This window comes from Kribbella catacumbae DSM 19601, assembly GCF_000372465.1.
Taxonomy (GTDB): Bacteria; Actinomycetota; Actinomycetes; order Propionibacteriales; family Kribbellaceae; genus Kribbella; species Kribbella catacumbae.
The window spans coordinates 1-18,092 of the sequence record NZ_AQUZ01000004.1 but is presented as its reverse complement, the minus strand read 5'-3'; the positions used below and the strand labels follow the sequence as shown (position 1 = coordinate 18,092).

The 18,092-nt window shown below is 66.8% G+C and carries 14 protein-coding genes; 7 read left to right on the top strand and 7 right to left on the bottom strand.

The window, feature by feature from the left end:
* Window positions 1–25 precede the first annotated feature (25 nt).
* The 4 genes from A3ES_RS0105470 (at window position 26) to A3ES_RS46330 (ending at window position 8,593) form a co-directional block, all read left to right on the top strand.
* Window positions 26–583 carry a helix-turn-helix domain-containing protein gene (locus A3ES_RS0105470; RefSeq protein WP_040454118.1) on the top strand — a complete coding sequence of 186 codons (558 nt, stop codon included), beginning with the start codon at window positions 26–28 and terminating at the stop codon, window positions 581–583.
* The gene (locus tag A3ES_RS0105465; RefSeq protein ID WP_020385774.1) at window positions 580–1,800 is read left to right on the top strand and encodes an MFS transporter; all 1,221 of its coding nucleotides are present in this window, start codon (window positions 580–582) and stop codon (window positions 1,798–1,800) included. Before A3ES_RS0105470 ends, A3ES_RS0105465 begins: the two co-directional genes overlap by 4 nt.
* Window positions 1,801–1,892: 92 nt before the next feature.
* Entirely contained in the window at window positions 1,893–4,718 is a 2,826-nt protein-coding gene (locus A3ES_RS46335) for a fascin domain-containing protein (RefSeq protein ID WP_020385773.1), read from the top strand.
* Entirely contained in the window at window positions 4,715–8,593 is a 3,879-nt protein-coding gene (locus A3ES_RS46330; RefSeq protein ID WP_020385772.1) for a carbohydrate-binding protein, read from the top strand. Before A3ES_RS46335 ends, A3ES_RS46330 begins: the two co-directional genes overlap by 4 nt.
* Here A3ES_RS46330 and frdD read toward each other — a convergent pair.
* From frdD to A3ES_RS0105430, 5 genes are read right to left on the bottom strand one after another with little or no spacing between them, the layout of a single operon-like run.
* Window positions 8,590–8,952 (bottom strand): fumarate reductase subunit FrdD, encoded by a 363-nt coding sequence (gene frdD, locus A3ES_RS0105450; protein WP_020385771.1) that lies wholly within the window; start codon window positions 8,950–8,952, stop codon window positions 8,590–8,592. The genes A3ES_RS46330 and frdD overlap by 4 nt on opposite strands.
* Entirely contained in the window at window positions 8,949–9,329 is a 381-nt protein-coding gene (locus tag A3ES_RS0105445; RefSeq protein ID WP_020385770.1) for a fumarate reductase subunit C, read from the bottom strand. Before A3ES_RS0105445 ends, frdD begins: the two co-directional genes overlap by 4 nt.
* Entirely contained in the window at window positions 9,326–10,069 is a 744-nt protein-coding gene (locus A3ES_RS0105440) for a succinate dehydrogenase/fumarate reductase iron-sulfur subunit (protein WP_020385769.1), read from the bottom strand. Before A3ES_RS0105440 ends, A3ES_RS0105445 begins: the two co-directional genes overlap by 4 nt.
* Window positions 10,070–10,075: 6 nt before the next feature.
* A complete protein-coding gene (gene frdA, locus A3ES_RS0105435) occupies window positions 10,076–11,821 on the bottom strand; it encodes a fumarate reductase (quinol) flavoprotein subunit (protein ID WP_020385768.1) in 1,746 nt (581 codons plus the stop codon).
* A 10-nt stretch (window positions 11,822–11,831) separates the two neighbouring features.
* Complete coding sequence (locus A3ES_RS0105430; protein WP_026162574.1) at window positions 11,832–12,065, bottom strand: hypothetical protein; 234 nt, start codon at window positions 12,063–12,065, stop codon at window positions 11,832–11,834.
* Between the two features lie 115 nt (window positions 12,066–12,180).
* Between A3ES_RS0105430 and A3ES_RS0105425 the strand changes: the two genes are divergently transcribed.
* Together A3ES_RS0105425 and A3ES_RS0105420 are read left to right on the top strand one after the other, a co-directional pair.
* A complete protein-coding gene (locus A3ES_RS0105425; protein ID WP_020385766.1) occupies window positions 12,181–13,695 on the top strand; it encodes a S10 family peptidase in 1,515 nt (504 codons plus the stop codon).
* Entirely contained in the window at window positions 13,692–14,627 is a 936-nt protein-coding gene (locus A3ES_RS0105420) for a nucleotidyltransferase domain-containing protein (RefSeq protein WP_020385765.1), read from the top strand. Before A3ES_RS0105425 ends, A3ES_RS0105420 begins: the two co-directional genes overlap by 4 nt.
* Window positions 14,628–14,644: 17 nt before the next feature.
* Here the strand turns inward: A3ES_RS0105420 and map are convergent, their stop codons facing one another.
* On the bottom strand, window positions 14,645–15,493 hold the full coding sequence (gene map, locus A3ES_RS0105415; RefSeq protein WP_020385764.1) for a type I methionyl aminopeptidase: 849 nt from the start codon (window positions 15,491–15,493) through the stop codon (window positions 14,645–14,647).
* 53 nt (window positions 15,494–15,546) lie between these two features.
* Here map and A3ES_RS0105410 point away from each other — a divergent pair, with 53 nt between their 5' ends.
* Window positions 15,547–15,735 (top strand): hypothetical protein, encoded by a 189-nt coding sequence (locus A3ES_RS0105410; RefSeq protein ID WP_020385763.1) that lies wholly within the window; start codon window positions 15,547–15,549, stop codon window positions 15,733–15,735.
* Window positions 15,736–15,839: 104 nt separating this feature from the next.
* Here the strand turns inward: A3ES_RS0105410 and A3ES_RS46325 are convergent, their stop codons facing one another.
* Window positions 15,840–16,463 carry a histone H1-like repetitive region-containing protein gene (locus A3ES_RS46325; protein WP_020385762.1) on the bottom strand — a complete coding sequence of 208 codons (624 nt, stop codon included), beginning with the start codon at window positions 16,461–16,463 and terminating at the stop codon, window positions 15,840–15,842.
* Between the last annotated feature and the right edge of the window lie 1,629 nt (window positions 16,464–18,092).

The following is an 18,092-nucleotide window of genomic DNA, read 5'->3' as shown; positions in this document are numbered from 1 at the left end:
TTCTGCATACCCTACAGTGGCCGGCATGAGCGAGCGCGAGGTCCACAGCGGCGAGGAACTGAAGGCGCTGACCCATCCGCTCCGCGTGCGGATGCTCGCCGTACTGCGGGAGGACGGTCCGGCGACCGCGACCGAGCTGGCCCGGCGGTTCGCCACCGACACAGGAGCGACGAGCTACCACCTGCGCAAGCTGGCGCAGTACGGGTTCGTCGAGGAGGTCGCCGTCGACGGGCATCCGCGGGCCAGGCACTGGCAGGCCGTGCATACGACCACCACGTGGAAGAACACGGAGGTCGGCGCGACCGGCGAAGGCCGTACTGCGGCCGACTGGATGCGTCGGCAGCAGGCTGGCATCCTCCAGTCGGATGTCGAGTCGTTCGAGCAGCTCCAGAACTCCCTGCCGCCGGAGTGGATCGACGCTGCCGGCATCGGCGACCTGCTGGTCAAGCTCACCCCGGAGTCCCTCGGCGAACTCTGGGATCGCTTCTACTCCCACCTCGACGAGCTGAAAGCCAAGGACGCCCGCGACGAAGCAGCGCGCCGGGTCTCCATCGTCGTCGGCGGATTCCCGCGGCCCTCATGACGCCTCAGGCGGCCCGCCGGCGGTATGCGCTGATCAGCTTCCTCACCTGGCTGCCGACCGGCCTCTACATCCCGGTCATGGTCGTCCTGCTGCTGGATCGGGGGATCGGGCTGGCCACGGTCGCCGCCCTCGGGGTGGCGTACTCCGCCACCGTGATGCTGCTCGAGTTGCCGACCGGCGGTCTCGCCGATGTCGTTGGGCGCCGACCGGTGATGATCGCCTCGGCCGCCGCCAGCCTGGCCGGCCTGCTGTTGCTAGGCCTGGCCGAATCGCTCTGGCTGCTGGCCCTCTCCGGCGTACTACGTGGCGTGGCTCGCGCACTCGGCAGTGGCCCGGTCGAGGCCTGGTACGTCGATCAGGCGTCCGAGGATGCGGCGGAGTTGACTCGCGGCTTGTCCTTGGGAGTGATGGCCGCGTCAGTCGCGCTAGCCGTCGGGACCGTCGCCGGTGCGCTGATTCCGTACGGACTCGGCGTGAGGCTTGCCGTGCCGGTGCTGATCGCCGCGGCAGCCGACGCGGTGCGCCTGGTCGTGACGCTGGTGGCGATGCCCGAACCGAAGTACGAGGCGTCGACGGTGCGGAGCATCCTTCGCGGTGTGCCTTCGGTGATCGCGGGTGGCGTCCGGCTCGCAGGACGGAACCTTGCGCTCACCCGCATCCTCATGGTCAGTGCCGGGATGGGCGTCACGCTGGCGGTCATCGAACTGCTGACACCTGCCTGGATGGCAGAGTTGGCTGGTTCTGCTGATCGGGGAGTGCTCGCGTACGGCCTGGTTGCCGCGGTGGGTTTCGCTGCTGACGCCCTCGGGAGTGCGGTGAGCATGCCGCTGTTGCGTCGCCTCGGTTCGGTCCGCGCGGTCAGCTGCACCGGGTACTGCATCAGCGTGCTCGCGCTGGGCGGGATGGCGGTGGCGAGCGCGATGAGTGGATTCGTGGGCATCCTCGCCGCCGCGATCGCCTACCTGCTGATGTTCGTCGGCTTCGGGATCGCCGCCGGCCCGCTGGCCCAGTTGCTGCACAGTCAGCTCACGGCGGCCGAGCGAGCAACCGTGGTGTCCGTCCAGTCGCTCTTGTTGCAACTCGCGGGTGCGGTGGGCGCCGTCGCGCTCGGGTACCTCGCGGCCGCGACCGGACCGGCACCCGCATTCCTGATCGCGGCCGTCCTGCTGGCTCTCCCCGCGGCACGCCTGGTAGTTCCGGAACCAGTGAGGTCTTGACAGCGGAGGGTGAGCACAGAAACATCCAATGTCTACCTGTGATCCTCTCCGCCCCCAGGTCGCAGGTCCGCTCCATCTCCAGGAGAGATCCGATGAACACCCTCCTGCGATCCCGCCTGCCCAAAATCTTGCTCGTCCTGGCCCTCCCCATCGGACTCATCGCGACCGGCGGACCTCCCGCGGCCGCCGCACCGGGAACTACCGCCTGGCAGAACGGCTCCTTCGTCGTCGACAGACCGAACCTCGTCCGCCGCTCCGACCTAGTGCTCGGCCGTCCTAACCCGGCACCCGCCGAATCGCTCCCACTGGGCAATGGCGCCCTCGGCGCGGCCGTCTGGTCCGCCGACGGCTTCACCGCCCAACTCAACCGCACCGACACCTTCCCCGACCGCAAGTCGCTCGGCCAGGTAGTCATCCCCGGTCTGTCCCGGATGACCAGTGCCGCCGATTTCAGCGGCCGCCTCGACCTGTACGACGGAATGCTGCGCCAATCCGGCGGTGGCATGACCATGACCGCCTTCATCCGTGCAGACACCCAGCAGTTGGTCGTCGACGTCACCGGCGCTGACCCCAACGCGACCCAAACCGCACAGGTCAAACTCTGGAGCGGCCGTACGCCGACCGCACGCGCCTCCGGCGTAGTCGCTGCGCTAGCCGAGACGTGGGTCGACAACAACGGAGCCGGAGCCTCCGGCCGGACCTTCGGATCGCTCGCGGGCGTGACAGCCGGCGGCCGCAACGTCGTCGGATCCACCCCGAGTTCGCTGACCGCCCAAGTCGCCTTCCAGCCCAACACGGACGGCTCGTTCCGGGTTGTCGTCGCAGCCCCAACTTGGACCGGCGGCGACGCGATCGCGACCACCAACGCAGTACTCAACGGCGCGGCGACCCGCCCGGCGAACGAAGTACGGGATGCGCATCTGCAGTGGTGGCACAACTACTGGGCTCAGGCCGGCCTCATCAAGATCACCTCGGCCGACGGCACCGGCGACTATGTCGAGAACCTGCGGACGATCTTCCTGTACGCGAGCGCGGCCCAGAGTCGTGGCGTGTTGCCGGGATCGCAGGCCGGGGTCGCGGACCTGTTCACGTTCTCGCAGGACAAGCGTGACTGGTACCCGTCCGGCTACTGGTTCTGGAATCTCCGCATGCAAGTCGCGGCGAACCTCTCGGCCGGCCTGCCGGGGCTGAACGACCCGATGTTCCGTCTGTACAAGGACAACCTCGACGCGATCGCGTCCTGGACCAGCGCGCACATGCCCGGCAAACAAGGGCTTTGCGTACCGGAGACGATGCGCTTCAACGGCAATGGCACCTACAACGGCGGCAACGACAACGCGTCCTGTGACTCGACCATCCCGCCGATGTGGAACTCGCTCAACGTCACCACCGGGGCGGAGATCGGGCTGTGGGTCTGGGAGCACTACCGGATGACCGACGACCAGGCCTTCCTGCAGGCGCACTACCCGTTGATCAAGGGAGCGGCGCAGTTCCTGCTTTCGCATGCGACGACCGGCTCGGACGGCAAGTTGCACACCAGGTCGAACGCCCACGAGACCCAGTGGGACGTCACCAACCCGGCCACCGATGTCGCGGCGATGCAGGCCTTCTTCCCGGTCGCGGTGAAGGCTGCGCAGCTCCTCAACGTCGACGCAGCGCTGGTCAGCCAGCTCGCCGCGGCGATCCCGAAGATTCAGACATTGCCGCGGACCGACACGGCAACGCAGACCCAGTTGCTCACCCCGGCGTCGGATGCCAATGGCACCACCATGATCGGCCCATCCACCCAACCGGCGGCGCAGCGGCGCAACTTCGAGAACATCGGCCTGGAAGCAGTTTGGCCGTTCAATCTGGTCGGCGACAGTGGACCGCTGACGGCGTTAGGGCGGCGTACCTACACGTCACGCAGCTACGTCAACAGCCACACCTGGAGCTATGACGCCCTGCATGCCGCCCGGCTCGGGATGGCGAGCGAGATGAAGACCGCCCTGCTGGCCGCGATCAGGTCGTACCAGGTCTACCCGTCCGGGATGGCGAGCTTCACCGCCCAGCAGGCGTTCGAGCCCTACATCGAGCATTTGGGGGTGCTCGCGGCAACCATCCCCGAAGCGCTCGCTCAGGACTACGACGGCGTACTGCGAATCGCACCGTCCTGGCCCTCCGACTGGACCGGCGAAGGAACAGTTGCCATCGGCCACAAGTCGAAGGTGCACGTCCAGATCGCCGGTGGAGCTCCCTCCACGGTCGCGATCTCCTCCGGCGCGAACCAGCAACTCGTCGTACGCAGCCCGTGGCCGGGTCAAAGCGTCACTGTGGTGGACGGCCAAACCCGCGCAACCGTGGTCGCGCCACAATCCAACGCCACCTTCACCATTCCGGCCCAGTCCGGCCGGTCCTACCTGATCGAGAAGACCGGTGCCGCCGCCCAACCCTTCCAAGCCCTGACCGGTACGCCGGCCGCCGTCGCCCGCCGCTATGACAAGGCCACCATCGGCTTGCCCAAGCAAACCCCGGGCACGGGCACCATCAGCCTTCGAGCCAAGGCCAACGGCAAGTACGTCACCGCGGGCACCGGTACGCCGCTGATCGCGAACAGCACCACGATCGGCACGGCTCAGCAGTACGAGCTGACCGACCTCGGCGGCGGCAACGTGTCGCTCAGAGCCAAGGCCAACAACCTGCTTGTCGCGGCCGACGACGCAGGTGCCGGACCGCTGCTGGCCAAGAACCAGGCGGTGGGCTCGTGGGAGACCTTCCAGCTGATCCGCAACGGTGACGGCACGGTCAGCTTCCGGGCCCAGGTCAACAACAAGCTCGTCTGCGCCGAGAACGCCGGAGCAGCCCCACTGATCGCCAACAGAGACGCGATCGGCCCGTGGGAACAATTCGACCTGATTGAAGGAGAAACCCCATCATGAAGAAAGGTGTTCGGCGGATCTCCTTGCTGATCACAACAGTTCTGACCGCCGCGCTCGGGCTGAGCGCGGCGACGGCCGAGGCGGGGTCCACCATCCCGGCCGCCGGCTACCAGTCGGTGACGCTGGCAACCGGTTCCGGTGAGCTCGGCGAACCGATGTCGCTGACGATCCTGCCGAACCGATCCGTCGTCCACACGGCCCGGGACGGAACAGTCCGGGTCACCGACGCGGCCGGCACGACGACGCAGGCCGGCAAGCTCAACGTGTATACCCACGACGAGGAAGGCCTGCAGGGCATCGCGGCCGATCCCAACTTCGCCACCAACCGGTACATCTACCTCTACTACTCACCCAGGCTCTCCACCCCCGACGGTGACGCGCCGGCCGACGGCACCCAGGCCGACTGGGACCGCTGGAAAGGCGAGCTCTACCTGTCCAGGTTCGTGCTGAACACGAACAACACCCTCGACCTGACCAGCGAGAAGATCGTCCTGCGGGTTCCGAACGATCGCGGCCAGTGCTGTCACGTCGGCGGCGATATCGACTTCGATGCCACTGGCAACCTTTATCTGACCACCGGCGACGACAGCAACCCGTTCCAGTCCGACAGCTACACGCCGATCGACGAGCGGACCAGCCGCAACCCGCAGTTCGACGCGCAGCGCACCTCGGCCAACACCAACGACCTGCGCGGCAAGCTGCTCCGGATCAAGCCGCAACCGGACGGCACCTACACGATCCCGAGCGGGAACATGTTCGCCCCGGGCACCGCGCAGACCAAGCCCGAGATCTACGCGATGGGCTTCCGGAACCCGTTCCGGATGAGCGTGGACAAGCCGACCGGCATCGTCTACCTCGGCGACTACGGCCCCGACGCCGGCGTCACCAACCCCAACCGCGGCCCGAACGGCCAGGTCGAGTTCGACCGGATCACTGCCCCCGGCAACTACGGCTGGCCGTACTGCACCGGCACCAACACGACCTCTGAGACCTACAACGAGTTCCAGTTCCCGAGCGGCCCCTCCGGCGCCAAGTACAACTGCGCCGGCGGTCCGACGAACAACTCCTTCCGCAACACCGGTCTGTCCACGCTGCCCGCGGCCAAACCGTCGTGGATCCGGTACGGCGGTGACGCGGGCACCCCGCCCGAGTTCGGCGGCGGCTCGGAGTCGCCGATGGGCGGCCCGGTCTACCGGTTCGACCCGAACCTCAACTCTGCTGTGAAGTTCCCCGCCTCGCTCGACGGCCGGTACTTCGCCGGCGAGCTAGGCCGTCAATGGATCAAGGCCGTCGAGGTGACCTCGAGCGGAGGCGTCGGCGACATCGGCGCCTTCCCGGCGTGGACCGGCACCCAGGTGATGGACATGGCCTTCGGTCCGGACGGTGCCCTCTACGTGCTCGACTACGGCACCGGCTCGAACAACCAGACGCTCTGGCGGATCGAGCACAAGGGCACCGCGAACGGCAACCCGATCGCCAAGGCGGGCGGTACGCCGACCTCCGGCGGCCGTCCGCTCACAGTGGCGTTCTCCTCTGCGGGGAGCTCAGATCCCGAGGGCGGCGCACTGACCTACCGCTGGACCTTCGGCGACGGCGGTACGTCGACGCAGGCCAACCCGTCGTACACCTACAACACAGCGGGCAACTTCACGGCGACGCTGACCGTGACCGACCCGACCGGGCTGACCGGTTCGGCGAACGTGCAGATCAGTGTGGGCAACACCGCTCCATCGGTGACGCTGCAAACGCCGTTGGACGGTCAGCTGTTCTCCTTCGGCGACACCGTGCCGTTCCAGGTGAACGTGTCGGATCCGGAGGACGGCACGATCGACTGCAGCCGGGTGAAGGTCACCTATCTGCTCGGGCATGACGTTCACGAACACCAGATCACTTCCAAGAACGGTTGCAGCGGATCGATCGCAGTACCGGTTGATGGTGAGCATGATCCGGCGGCGAACGTCTACGGCGTCTTCGACGCGGAGTACACGGACAACGGTGGGCTCACCACCCACAGCAAGCGCAAGCTCCAGCCGCGACACCGGCAGGGCGAACACTTCAGCGCCCAGTCGGGCATTCAATTGGCCGACCACGGTAATGCTGAGGGCGGCAAGACCGTCGGGTTCGTCGACAACAACGACTGGGTCTCGTTCCAGCCCTATGCGGTCAGCAACGCGACGTCGATCAGCGCGCGCGTGTCGTCGGGTGGCATCGGCGGAACGATCGAGGTCCGGGCCGGATCGGCGACTGGAACATCGATGGCGTCGATGCCGGTGGCGCCGACGGGTGGCTGGGACACCTTCGTCACGGTGTCGGCCAACCTCAGCAACAAGCCGGCTGGTACGACAACGCTGTTCCTGGTGTTCAAGGGCGCAACGGGGCAGGGCAACCTGTTCGACCTCGACGCGTTCACGTTCGTCACCTCCCCTTCGACGGGCACTACCGCCGAAGGGGAGGCCTTCAGCTCGCAGTACGGAGTACAGGTGGCTGCGCATGCCGGGGCCAGTGGCGGGCAGACGCTCGGCTACATCGACAACGGTGACTGGGCGGGCTACTCGCAGGTGAGCACTGCTGGCGCCAGGTCGTTCAGCGCCAAAGTCTCCTCGGGCGGTGCGGGCGGCACGATTCAGGTGCGGTCGGGCTCGGCCACGGGGACACTGCTCGGCTCCGTCGCTGTGCCGGTCACCGGTGGCTGGGAGAACTTCCAGACGGTCTCCACCGCTCTGACCGGCACTGCCACGGGTCCACTCTTCCTGAGCTTCACTGGTGCTGCCGGGTCCTTGTTCGATGTCGACACCTTCACCCTTTCATCAGGCTCCGTGGCCAAGCTGGCGGCGCCGTACCAGGTGCTGGTGTTCAGCAAGACCGCCGGCTTCCGCCATGACTCGATCCCGGCGGGCATCCAGGCGATCCGCGACCTGGGGACGGCCAATGGATTCACAGTCACCGCCACCGAGGACAGCTCGGTCTTCACAACGGCGCAGCTCGCCGCGTACAAGGCCGTGGTGTTCCTCAGCACGACAGGCGACGTACTGAATGCCTCCCAGCAGACGGCGTTCGAGACGTACATCAACGGCGGTGGCGGGTACGTCGGGGTGCACGCCGCCGCCGACACGGAGTACGGCTGGCCGTACTACGGGCAGTTGGTCGGCGCCTGGTTCCACAGTCACCCGGCGATCCAGCAGGTGACCGCCAGGGTCGAGGACCGTACGCATCCGTCAACCGCGCACCTTGGTGCGACCTGGGTACGCACGGACGAGCTGTACAACTACACCGCCAACCCCAGGCCGAATGTGCGCGTGCTGATCAACCTCGACGAATCCACCTACAGCGGCGGGAACATGGGCGATCACCCGATCGCCTGGTACCACTCGCAGGGCTCCGGCCGCTCCTTCTACACGGGATTCGGGCACACCATCGCGTCGTACTCCGATCAGCCGTTCCGCCAGCACCTGCTGGGCGGCATCCAGTACGCGGCCGGTGCCGGGTCGACGCCGCCGGTCATCCCGATCGAGGGGGAGGCGTTCTCGTCGCAGTTCGGCACCCAGGTTGCCGGGCACAGCGGAGCCAGTGGTGGTCGCACGCTCGGCTACATCGACAACGGCGACTGGGCCGGGTACTCGCAGGTGAACACGGCCGGCGCCACCAGCTTCAGCGCGCGGATCTCCTCGGGTGGTGCGGGTGGCACGATCCGGATCCGCTCGGGCTCGGCGACCGGGGCGGTGCTCGGGACGGTCGCAGTACCGGTGACTGGTGGCTGGGACAACTTCCAGACCGTCTCGACCACGCTCACCGCGTCGGGCAGCGGCCCGCTGTTCCTGACCTTCAGCGGTGGGTCGGGCTCGTTGTTCGACGTCGACACCTTCTCGCTGAGTTAGCCGACAGTCAGCAGGAGGTAGGCGGAAATGATCGATCCGACGACGGCGCCGCCGTAGCAGAACAGGATGATCACGACGCTGAACCTCTTGAGTTGCAGGCCATCGTAAAGCGTGTAGCGGAACCTGTGCGCCCAGTGGAACAACGCTAGGGCGCACAGTCCGAACAGGACCAGCCTGGTGATGGGGTTCCGCAGTACCGCCAGCAGGTGGGCGTGGTCGGGCGGAGTCAGCAAGTCCAACGGGAACGCGACGCCGAACAGGAACAGGAGGATGGGGACCAGCAGGGCGGCGATCATGCCGCCGGCGCTGAACAGCAGCCAGAGCAACGGCTCGGCCGCAGGCCGGCGGCGGGTCGTCATCGCAGAATCACCCAAGCGATCACAGCGGACAGCACCAGCCAGGCCGCGTAGTGCGCTGCTGCGATCAGAGGAGGTGGGACGCGGCGACCACGCAGGCGTACCACGATGGCTTTCGGCGCCAGACCGAACCAGGTCACCGCGTGCAGCAGCACGAAGACCAAGGCGATCACGTTGATGGTCACCAGCCACCACTGCCCGCTTCGGTCGAGGAACCGCTCGTACTCCGCGCTGCCCCCGCTGACCGCGTTGATCAGCAGCAGCAGGTACACGACGAACCAGGCAACGAACACGCTGCTGAGCTCACGGAGTACGAAGACGAGGTACGAGCGACGCTCGAGCCACCAGAAGAGGGGGATCGGCCGGTGATAAAGGCTCATCTCGCGCCCCGGGGCAGGAGGAAGTTCTTGATCGCCTGGGTGGCCGCGGTGAGCTTGTAGCGCTGGATCGCGGCGGCCGGGTCGACGTCCTTGGGGCAGGCGGCGCTGCACTCGCCGACGAACGTGCAGGCCCAGATCCCTTCCGGCGACGACAAGATGTCCTCGCGCTCGGAGGCTCCCTCGTCTCGTGAGTCGAGGTTGTACCGCTGGGCCAGCGCGATGGCCGCCGGACCCAGGAAGTGCGGCTCGAGGGCATAGACCGGGCAGGCCGAGTAGCAGAGCATGCAGTTGATGCACATGCTGAACTGCTTGTACTCGTCCAGTTCCTCGGGCGTCTGCAGGTACTCGCCTTCCTCGACCGGACTGTCCACGTCGCGGATCACCCAGGGCTTGACGGTCGGCAGCTTGTCCATGAAGTCACCGATGTCGACGACGAGGTCGCGGATCACTGGGAAGTTGCGCAGCGGCTCGACCCGCACCGGACCGGGCGCGTAGTCGGTGAGGAAGGTGGCACAGGTCAGCTGCGGGTCGCCGTTGACGGTCATGCCACAGCTACCGCAGATCCCCATCCGGCAAGACCACCGGAAGGAGAGCGTGCCGTCCAGGTGATCCTTGATGTAGGTGAGGCCGTCGAGGATGGCCCAGTGCTCGCGGAGTGGTACCTGGTAGGACTGCACGACCGGCTCGATTCTCAGCTCCGGCCGGTAGCGTACGACCTCGAGGGTGATCTCGTCTGCCATCTCTCCCTACCTCCCGTACACGCGTTCGCCCGGCGGCCAGCGGGTGATCGTCACCGGCAGGTAGCGGACCCGGCGGCCGGCCCGATCGGGTTCGCGCTGGACCAGCGAGTGCGCGAGGAAGCGCTCGTCGTCGCGGGCCGGGAAGTCGGTGCGCTGGTGCGCCCCGCGCGACTCCTCCCGATGCAGCGCGCAGGTGATGATGCTCTCGGCAACGTCCAGCATGAACGACAGCTCGAGCAGGGCCACCAGTTCGGTGTTGAACGTCCGGCTGTGGTCGTCGATCGCCGCGTCGGCGAATCGCGCCTGCAGTTCCTGCAGTTCGTCGAAGGCCTTGACCATCGAATCGCGGTCCCGGTAGATCCCGGAGCCGTTCTCCATCGTGATCTGCATCTCCGTGCGGATGTCCGCGATGCGCTCGCGTCCGTCCAGGTGCCGCGTCAGCTCCCGCTCCAGCCGGTCCTCCTCGTCGCGGCCCTGCGCCATCACCGCCGGCGGGATGCGGCCGCCGTACAGGCCGGCGAACAGTGCGGCGGCTCGTCCGGCGCGGGCGCCGAACACCAGGCACTCCGGCAAGGAGTTCGACCCCAGCCGGTTGGCGCCGTTGATGCTGACGCAGGCGACCTCCCCGGCGGCGAACAGGCCTTGGATCGGGGTCGCGCCATGGATGTCGGTGTGGATGCCGCCCATCATGTAGTGCACCACGGGGCGCACTGGGACCAGTTCGGTCACCGGGTCGATGTTCTGGTACTTCGAGCAGAGCTCCCGGACGAATGGGAGCTTGGCGTCGATGAGCTCGGCACCCAGATGGCGCAGGTCCAGATGCACGATCGGCCCGTACGGCGTGTCGATGGTCCTGCCCTTGGCCTGCTCGTGCACGAAGGCCTGCGACAACCGGTCGCGTGGTCCCAGCTCCATGCTGCGCATCACCGGCGTGGGTTCGGGTTTGCCGAGGTCGTAGTCCTGCAGGTAGCGGTAGCCGTCCTTGTTGAGCAGCCAGCCGCCCTCGGCCCGGGCCGCCTCGGTGATCAGGATGCCGGTGAAGGGCAGGCCGGTGGGGTGGTACTGGACGAACTCCATGTCCTTCAGCGGAGCGCCGGCCCGGTAGGCCAGCGCCATCCCGTCACCGGTCTTGATGTTGGCGTTCGTGGTGAACGGGTAGACGCGGCCACACCCTCCGGTACACACGATCACGGCGCTGGCGGTGATGGTCTCGGTCCGCCCGGTGGCCAGGTCGATGGCGACGACGCCGTACGTTCTCCCGTCGTCGACCAGCAGCTTCGTCACGTACCACTCGTCGTACCGGACGATCTCCGGAAACGAGAGGACGGTCTGGAACAGCGTGTGCAGCATGTGAAAGCCGGTCCGGTCCGCGGCGAACCAGGTGCGCTTCTTCTTCATGCCGCCGAAGGCCCGTACTGCGATGTGCCCGTCCGGCTGGCGGCTCCAGGGACAGCCCCAGTGCTCGAGCCGGAGCAGCTCTCGTGGAGCCTCGTGGACGAACGCCTCGACCGCGTCCTGATCGCACAGCCAGTCGCTGCCGGACACGGTGTCGTAGGCGTGCTCGTCGAGACTGTCGTCGTCGGCGGCGACGCCGGCGGCTCCGCCCTCGGCGGACACCGTGTGGCTGCGCATCGGATAGACCTTCGAGACGATCGCCACTCTCAGCCGCGGGTTGGTTTCGGCCACCGCGATCGCCGCTCGCAGGCCGGCACCGCCGCCCCCGATCACCAGAACATCATGAGACGCGGTCATGGGCGGCCGGTCATGCTTCGTGGTCGCCGCTGTGCTCGTCCATCAGGACCTTGCCGTCGTGGCGGATGGTCCTGATCCGCATGCTGCCGTCGTGGAACTCGTGCTTGACCCGGCGGCAGCCGCACGCGTACGTCACGTCGTCGAAGCGAAGGCCCTCAAGATCGTCATCCCGGCTGCGGTCACCGTCCACGAGCCGCCCGCACGGGGCTCGCTCCCCGGTGAAGTGAGTGATGGTGCCCGTCATCGTCAACCTCCTCGTCCGGTAGCGCATTTGTGACTCGCATCACGTCTCGATAGTGCTCCTTGTGCTTGCCTGCGGCAATGCCTGCGCTGTTGGCGAGCGCGGATAGGGTCTTCGCATGGCGACGGCTGAGGAACCCAAGAAGAAGACCGCGGTCAAGGAGCAGGACTCCGCCGGCACGACGGCGGCTGACGCGGCGAAGCCGGCTCCGGCTGACGATCTGACGACCACTCAGCACACGGTGACGGCCGGGCGGCGGAAGCTGAAGTACACGGCGACGACCGGCCGGATCGTGCTGCGGCAGGAGGTGGTGACCGACGGCAAGTTCGACGGGCACCTGCCCAAGGCCGAGGTGTTCCTGACGGCGTACACGCTGGACGACGCCGATCCGGGCACCCGGCCGGTGACGTTCGCGTTCAACGGCGGGCCGGGATCGTCGAGCATCTGGCTGCATCTCGGGCTGCTCGGTCCGCGCCGGGTGGTGTCGGGCGACGTCGGCGAGCTAGCGCCGCCGCCGTACGGGCTGGTGGACAACGCGGAGACGTTGCTGCGGGACACCGACCTGGTGTTCATCGACCCCGTGTCGACCGGCTTCTCGCGCGCGGCCGAAGGCGAGAAGCCGGGGGAGTACCACGGGTTCACTGCCGACCTGGAGTCCGTCGGTGAGGTGATCCGGCTGTGGACGTCGCGCAACGGGCGCTGGATGTCGCCGAAGTTCCTGGCCGGCGAGTCCTACGGTACGACGCGCGCCGCCGGGCTGGCCGCGCATCTGCAGGACCGGTACGGGATGTACCTGAACGGGATCATCCTGATCTCCGCGGTGCTGGAGTTCGCCACCGGTGAGTTCAGCCCGGGGAACGATCTTCCGTTCACGATGTTCCTGCCCACCTATGCCGCGACCGCGCACTACCACGGGCTGGTCCCGGACCGGGAGCTGGCCGAGGTGCTCGCCGACGCGGAGCGGTTCGCCGCCGGGCGTTATCCCAACGCGCTTGCCCAGGGCAACCGGGTGCCGGATGACTACCGGACCGAGGTGATCGGCCGGCTGGCGGCGCTGACCGGGTTGTCGGAGGACTATCTCGACCGGGTGAACCTGCGGGTCGAGCACATGCGGTTCTTCGCCGAGCTGCTGCGGTCGCGGCGCCAGGTGGTCGGCCGGCTGGACACCCGGTTCACCGGCTGGGACGCGGACTCCGGCGGCGAGAGCTCGCTCGACGATCCGTCGTTCCGCGCGATCATCGGGCCCTACACGGCGGCGCTGAACCACTACCTGCACGCGGAGCTCGGGTACCACAACGATCTGCCGTACGAGTTCCTCAGCAGCACGGCGGCCAAGGACTGGTCGTACAAGGAGTTCGAGAACAGCCACGTCACCGTCGCGGACAAGCTCGCCGAGGCGATGCGCGCCAACCCGCACCTCAAGGTGCACGTCGCCTCCGGGTACTACGACTGCGCGACGCCGTACTTCGCCACGGAGTCCTCGATCGCGCGGTTGCAGATTCCGGCAGAACTCCGCGACAACATCGAACTTCGCTACTACCCGGCGGGTCACATGATGTACGTGCACGAACCGACGCGGCAGCAGCAGTCCAAGGACCTGGCCGCCTTCATCAAGGGAGCCTCCAACCGATGACCGATCTCCCGCCGGAAGTCGCCGGTACCACGACGCGGTACCTCGAGCTGATCGACAAGGCGCTTCCCGGGCGGGTGACGGGGTTCTACCTGACCGGATCGGTGCCGCTCGGTGACTTCCGGCCGGGACGCAGTGACATCGATGGGGTGGTCGTCGTCTCCGAGCCGGTGGTCGACGTCTCGGTCGTGCGCGAGGTGCACGAGCAGTTGCCGTCGGCCCCTGCTTTCGATGTCACCTATCTGACTTCGGCTGATCTTGCGGTGGCGCCGGATCGCGGCAAGCCGGTCGTGTTCACGCAGGACGGTGTTTTCAAGGAGGTACGGGCCGGCGGCCCGGTATCGCCGGTGCTGTGGTCCGAGCCGGCGCGGCAGTCCATCGCCGTCCGTACTGCGCCCGGCCTGGTCGTGCATGACGACCAGGAGGCGCTGGAGGCGTTCACTCGCGACAACCTCACGTCGTACTGGGTCTCGCAGTTCGACCAGTTGGAGTCCGCCGCGGACGGGAAGCCGGACGACGAGGCGGTGCCCGACTGGGTGCTGCCCTGGGTGATGCTCGGCGTACCGCGCCTGCACGCGCTTCTTGCCACCGGCAACATCATCTCGAAGACGGCCGCCGGCGAGCGCCCTGGCTCTCTAGATGCTCTACACCCGAGAGCCCGCACCGGTAACGGTCACCCCACCACCGCCAGGCGTAGTACTCCGCGAGCCGTCCCCCACCGACACGATCCCGCCAGCGCGCTGCTAACCACCTGCATGGCGCTGACCCCCGAAACGCCTCGCCCTCAACGTCCTCCCCAACAACACCGCAGCTCTCCGGAGTACTGGGCTTTCAACCGGGATAGATGCGGAAGCCCGACAACGAACGGTGCTCGAAAGACGCGTAGAAGTCTTCGGCGGCGTCAGTCACCAGGTCTACGCGTTGGGCCCCGGTAAGCGGAGCGGCGTACTGCTCACGGGAGGGTGAGGACCTCGGCGCCGGTGCTGGTGACGAGGAGGGTGTGCTCGAACTGGGCGGTGCGGGACCTGTCCTTGGTGGCGGCGGTCCAGCCGTCGTCCCACAGGTCGTAGTCGTAGCTGCCGAGGGTGAGCATCGGCTCGATCGTGAACGTCATCCCAGGCTCGATCACGTCGTCGAAGCGTTCGTCGTCGTAGTGCGGAATGATCAGCCCGGAGTGGAACGACGTCGCGATGCCGTGCCCGGTGAAGTCGCGGACCACGCCGTAGCCGAAGCGCTTCGCGTACGACTCGATCACCCGGCCGATGATGCTGACCTGGCGCCCCGGCCTGACCGCCTTGATGCCACGGTTCAACGCCTCGCGAGTGCGCTCGACGAGCAGCCGGTTCTCCTCGTCGACGTCCCCGACCAGGAAGGTCGCGTTGGTGTCGCCGTGCACGCCGTCGAGGAACGCGGTGATGTCCACGTTGACGATGTCGCCGTCCTCGAGCGGGCGGTCGTCGGGGATGCCGTGGCAGATCACCTCGTTGACCGAGGTGCACAAGGACTTCGGGTACCCGCGGTAGCCAAGCGTCGACGGGTAGGCATCGCGCTCGACCAGATACTCGTGGCCGACCGCATCCAGTTCGTCGGTGGTGACGCCGGGTTTCGCGGCAGCGCCAACCGCTTCCAGCGCCTGGGCCGCGAGCTTGCCGGCCACCCGCATCTTCTCGATCAGCTCGGGTGACGTCACATAAGACCCGTCGTACGGCGTCGGCGCGGGCTTGTCGACGTACTCGGGACGGGGAATGGACGCGGGTACCGGACGGCGAGGCGAGATGATGCCAGGAGTGAGAAGCGACATGGTGAGATCATTCTAGAGAGCTGCGACAAGACTCCATGGAGGTGGTCAGCCGAATGAGCGACGATCACAGCAACGAGTGGTACTACAACGTGAAAACCGGCGAGGTCGAGCCCTATCAGGGCGACAAAGCGGCCGAGCGGCTCGGACCCTACAGTTCCCCGGAAGAAGCGGCCCGGGCGTTGGAGAAAGTCCAGGAACGCAACGAGGCCTGGGACAACGACCCGAAGTGGAACGACGACTGATCCACGTCATCATCAACCGGCTTCCGGTGACAACGGTCCGCCGGCCGGCATGACCGAAGGGCACCACCGCATTGGTGGTGCCCTTCGGCTTTGCTGCTATCCGGTCACGCCTTCTTGCGCGCCGGGGCCTTCCGGGCCGTCGTCGCGCGCTTGGCGACGGTCTTGCGCGCCGGTGCCTTCTTGGCGGCGACCTTGCGGGCCGGGGCCTTCTTCGCCGCGACCTTCCTGGCCGGAGCCTTCTTGGCAGCGGTCTTGCGCGCCGGTGCCTTCTTCGCGGCGACCCTCTTGGCCGGAGCCTTCTTGGCGGCGACCTTCTTCGCGGGAGCCTTCTTCGCGACGGTCTTCTTCGCCGGCGCCTTCTTGGCCACGGTCTTCTTGGCCGTTGCCTTCTTCGCGGTCACCTTCTTGGCGGCGACCTTCTTCGCCGGGGCCTTCTTGGCGACCGTCTTCTTCGCGGTCACCTTCTTGGCCGGCGCCTTCTTAGCGACCGTCTTCTTGGCCACGGTCTTCTTGGCGACGGTCTTCTTCGCCGGCGCCTTCTTCGCGGCGACCTTCTTGGCTGGTGCCTTCTTCGCCGCACTCACCTTCTTCGCCGTTGTCGTCTTCTTCGCTGTGACCTTGCGCGCGGTGGTCGTCTTCGCTGCGCTGGCCTTCTTGGCGACAGTCTTCCTGGCGGGAGAAGCCTTTTTGGCTGTCGCCTTCCCTGCGGCTGCCTTCTTGGCTGGCACTTCGCCTCCTTGGTGCGGCTGAGGAAAACCACGGTGGATTCCTCGTCGTCATGATGATGACAACACTTGGTGCCTACGTAAAGCACCTGAAACGTCAGCACGTTAAGGCGTCCCGAACCGCAATCCAGACGAATAGAGCGAAAATCCTTGTGCACAAGGGTTTTCGCCGCGCCAAAAGCTTGCCCGACCCCGCCGAAGATTTGTTGACGACACGCGCACAAACTGGCCGTCCTTCGGCCGATTCGGCACGGTTCCGCGAAGTGTTGTCCTCGGCAACCTCTACCGAACCCCCCACGGAAGCACACCCCAAACACCCCCCAAGCCCCCACAACGACCACCCCGCAACCTGCTTCGCAACACCCCCGCGATCACTCCGCACGCTACTTCGCAACACACGTCGACGAGTGCTCGGCATGCTGCTTCGCAACNCCTCNACNAGTACTCCGCACGCTGCTTCGCAACGCCTCCACGAGTACTCCGCACGCTGCTTCGCAACGCCTCCACGAGTACTCCGCACGCTGCTTCGCAACGCCTCCACGAGTACTCCGCACGCTGCTTCGCAACGCCTCCACGAGTACTCCGCACGCTGCTTCGCAACGCCTCCACGAGTACTCCGCACGCTGGTTCGTGCATCGGCACGAGTGCTCCACAAACTGCGCCGCGACGCCCCACGAGTCCTTCGCCAGTTGCCTAGCGACGCGGTCGCCTCGGTTGCAGTCCAGCACAGCCCAAGGACGGCCTCACCGGCTGCATCGCGAGTAGCGCCGCGAGCGCTGACGAGTGCGGTCGCATCGCAGTGCTTGACGACTACATCGCGAGTGCTTCATGAGTGCATCGCGAGCCCTTCATGTGCTGAGCATCACGCCGTTCGTCAACGAAGCCGGCCACGCCAACACATCGCAAACGCCGAAGCCCGCCGACCTACGCAGGAAAGACCGCGACCTCAGTCACGAGATGCTCGCAGCCGTCGCGCACCCACATCAACACCACGCCCGCCCCTCCACGCCACACCCCGACACCCGTACCGACGGTGCCCACCCACCAGTCGCCCACGCACCTCCACCCCACATGTCCAACCCGACTGAACAGATCCACCCAGCTAACCAGCACCGCCCCGCAAGCCAGACCGACCCTCCGAGCCAGACCGACCCTCCGAGCCAGACCGACCCTCCGAGCTAACCCACCCTCCGAGCTAGCCCCCACCCTCCGAGCCAGAGCAACCCGGCCAGCTCGCACTTTCAACCACACGACGAGCCAGCTACTCCACGCCCCTGCAGCCCGTCGTTCGCGGCAGCCGACAACCGAGATCCGCCAGCTGTTGCTGCAAGCAACATCACTGCAATGTCCACAACCCAGCCCTCCCTGTGTACAACCTGGCCACTTTCGGCCACTCGCTGATCCCCTTACAGATAAGGCCTTCCAGCCACGAAAACTGTCGGTGGCCTCGTCTAGAGTTCTGGGTATGGAGACCTCGCAGCTACTCTCACCGTCGATGCTCGGTGACAGCGNNCTGCTGTCCACCATCGACGGTGTCGACGCTGCCCTGTCCACCCTGCTCACCTACCGCCTCCAGCTCACCGCGGACCTCGACCACCGCGGCCTGGCCAAGGAACTCGGCGCCCGCGACAC

What these genes read in the sequence shown, in the direction of transcription:
- A3ES_RS0105470 (WP_040454118.1), top strand. Translation starts at nt 26, where the DNA reads ATGAGCGAGCGCGAGGTCCACAGCGGCGAGGAACTGAAGGCGCTGACC.
- A3ES_RS0105440 (WP_020385769.1), bottom strand. Translation starts at nt 10,069, where the DNA reads ATGGCAGACGAGATCACCCTCGAGGTCGTACGCTACCGGCCGGAGCTG.
- A3ES_RS0105425 (WP_020385766.1), top strand. Translation starts at nt 12,181, where the DNA reads ATGGCGACGGCTGAGGAACCCAAGAAGAAGACCGCGGTCAAGGAGCAG.
- A3ES_RS46335 (WP_020385773.1), top strand. Translation starts at nt 1,893, where the DNA reads ATGAACACCCTCCTGCGATCCCGCCTGCCCAAAATCTTGCTCGTCCTG.
- A3ES_RS0105445 (WP_020385770.1), bottom strand. Translation starts at nt 9,329, where the DNA reads ATGAGCCTTTATCACCGGCCGATCCCCCTCTTCTGGTGGCTCGAGCGT.
- frdA (WP_020385768.1), bottom strand. Translation starts at nt 11,821, where the DNA reads ATGACCGCGTCTCATGATGTTCTGGTGATCGGGGGCGGCGGTGCCGGC.
- A3ES_RS0105410 (WP_020385763.1), top strand. Translation starts at nt 15,547, where the DNA reads ATGAGCGACGATCACAGCAACGAGTGGTACTACAACGTGAAAACCGGC.
- A3ES_RS0105430 (WP_026162574.1), bottom strand. Translation starts at nt 12,065, where the DNA reads ATGACGGGCACCATCACTCACTTCACCGGGGAGCGAGCCCCGTGCGGG.
- frdD (WP_020385771.1), bottom strand. Translation starts at nt 8,952, where the DNA reads ATGACGACCCGCCGCCGGCCTGCGGCCGAGCCGTTGCTCTGGCTGCTG.
- A3ES_RS46330 (WP_020385772.1), top strand. Translation starts at nt 4,715, where the DNA reads ATGAAGAAAGGTGTTCGGCGGATCTCCTTGCTGATCACAACAGTTCTG.
- A3ES_RS0105420 (WP_020385765.1), top strand. Translation starts at nt 13,692, where the DNA reads ATGACCGATCTCCCGCCGGAAGTCGCCGGTACCACGACGCGGTACCTC.
- A3ES_RS0105465 (WP_020385774.1), top strand. Translation starts at nt 580, where the DNA reads ATGACGCCTCAGGCGGCCCGCCGGCGGTATGCGCTGATCAGCTTCCTC.
- map (WP_020385764.1), bottom strand. Translation starts at nt 15,493, where the DNA reads ATGTCGCTTCTCACTCCTGGCATCATCTCGCCTCGCCGTCCGGTACCC.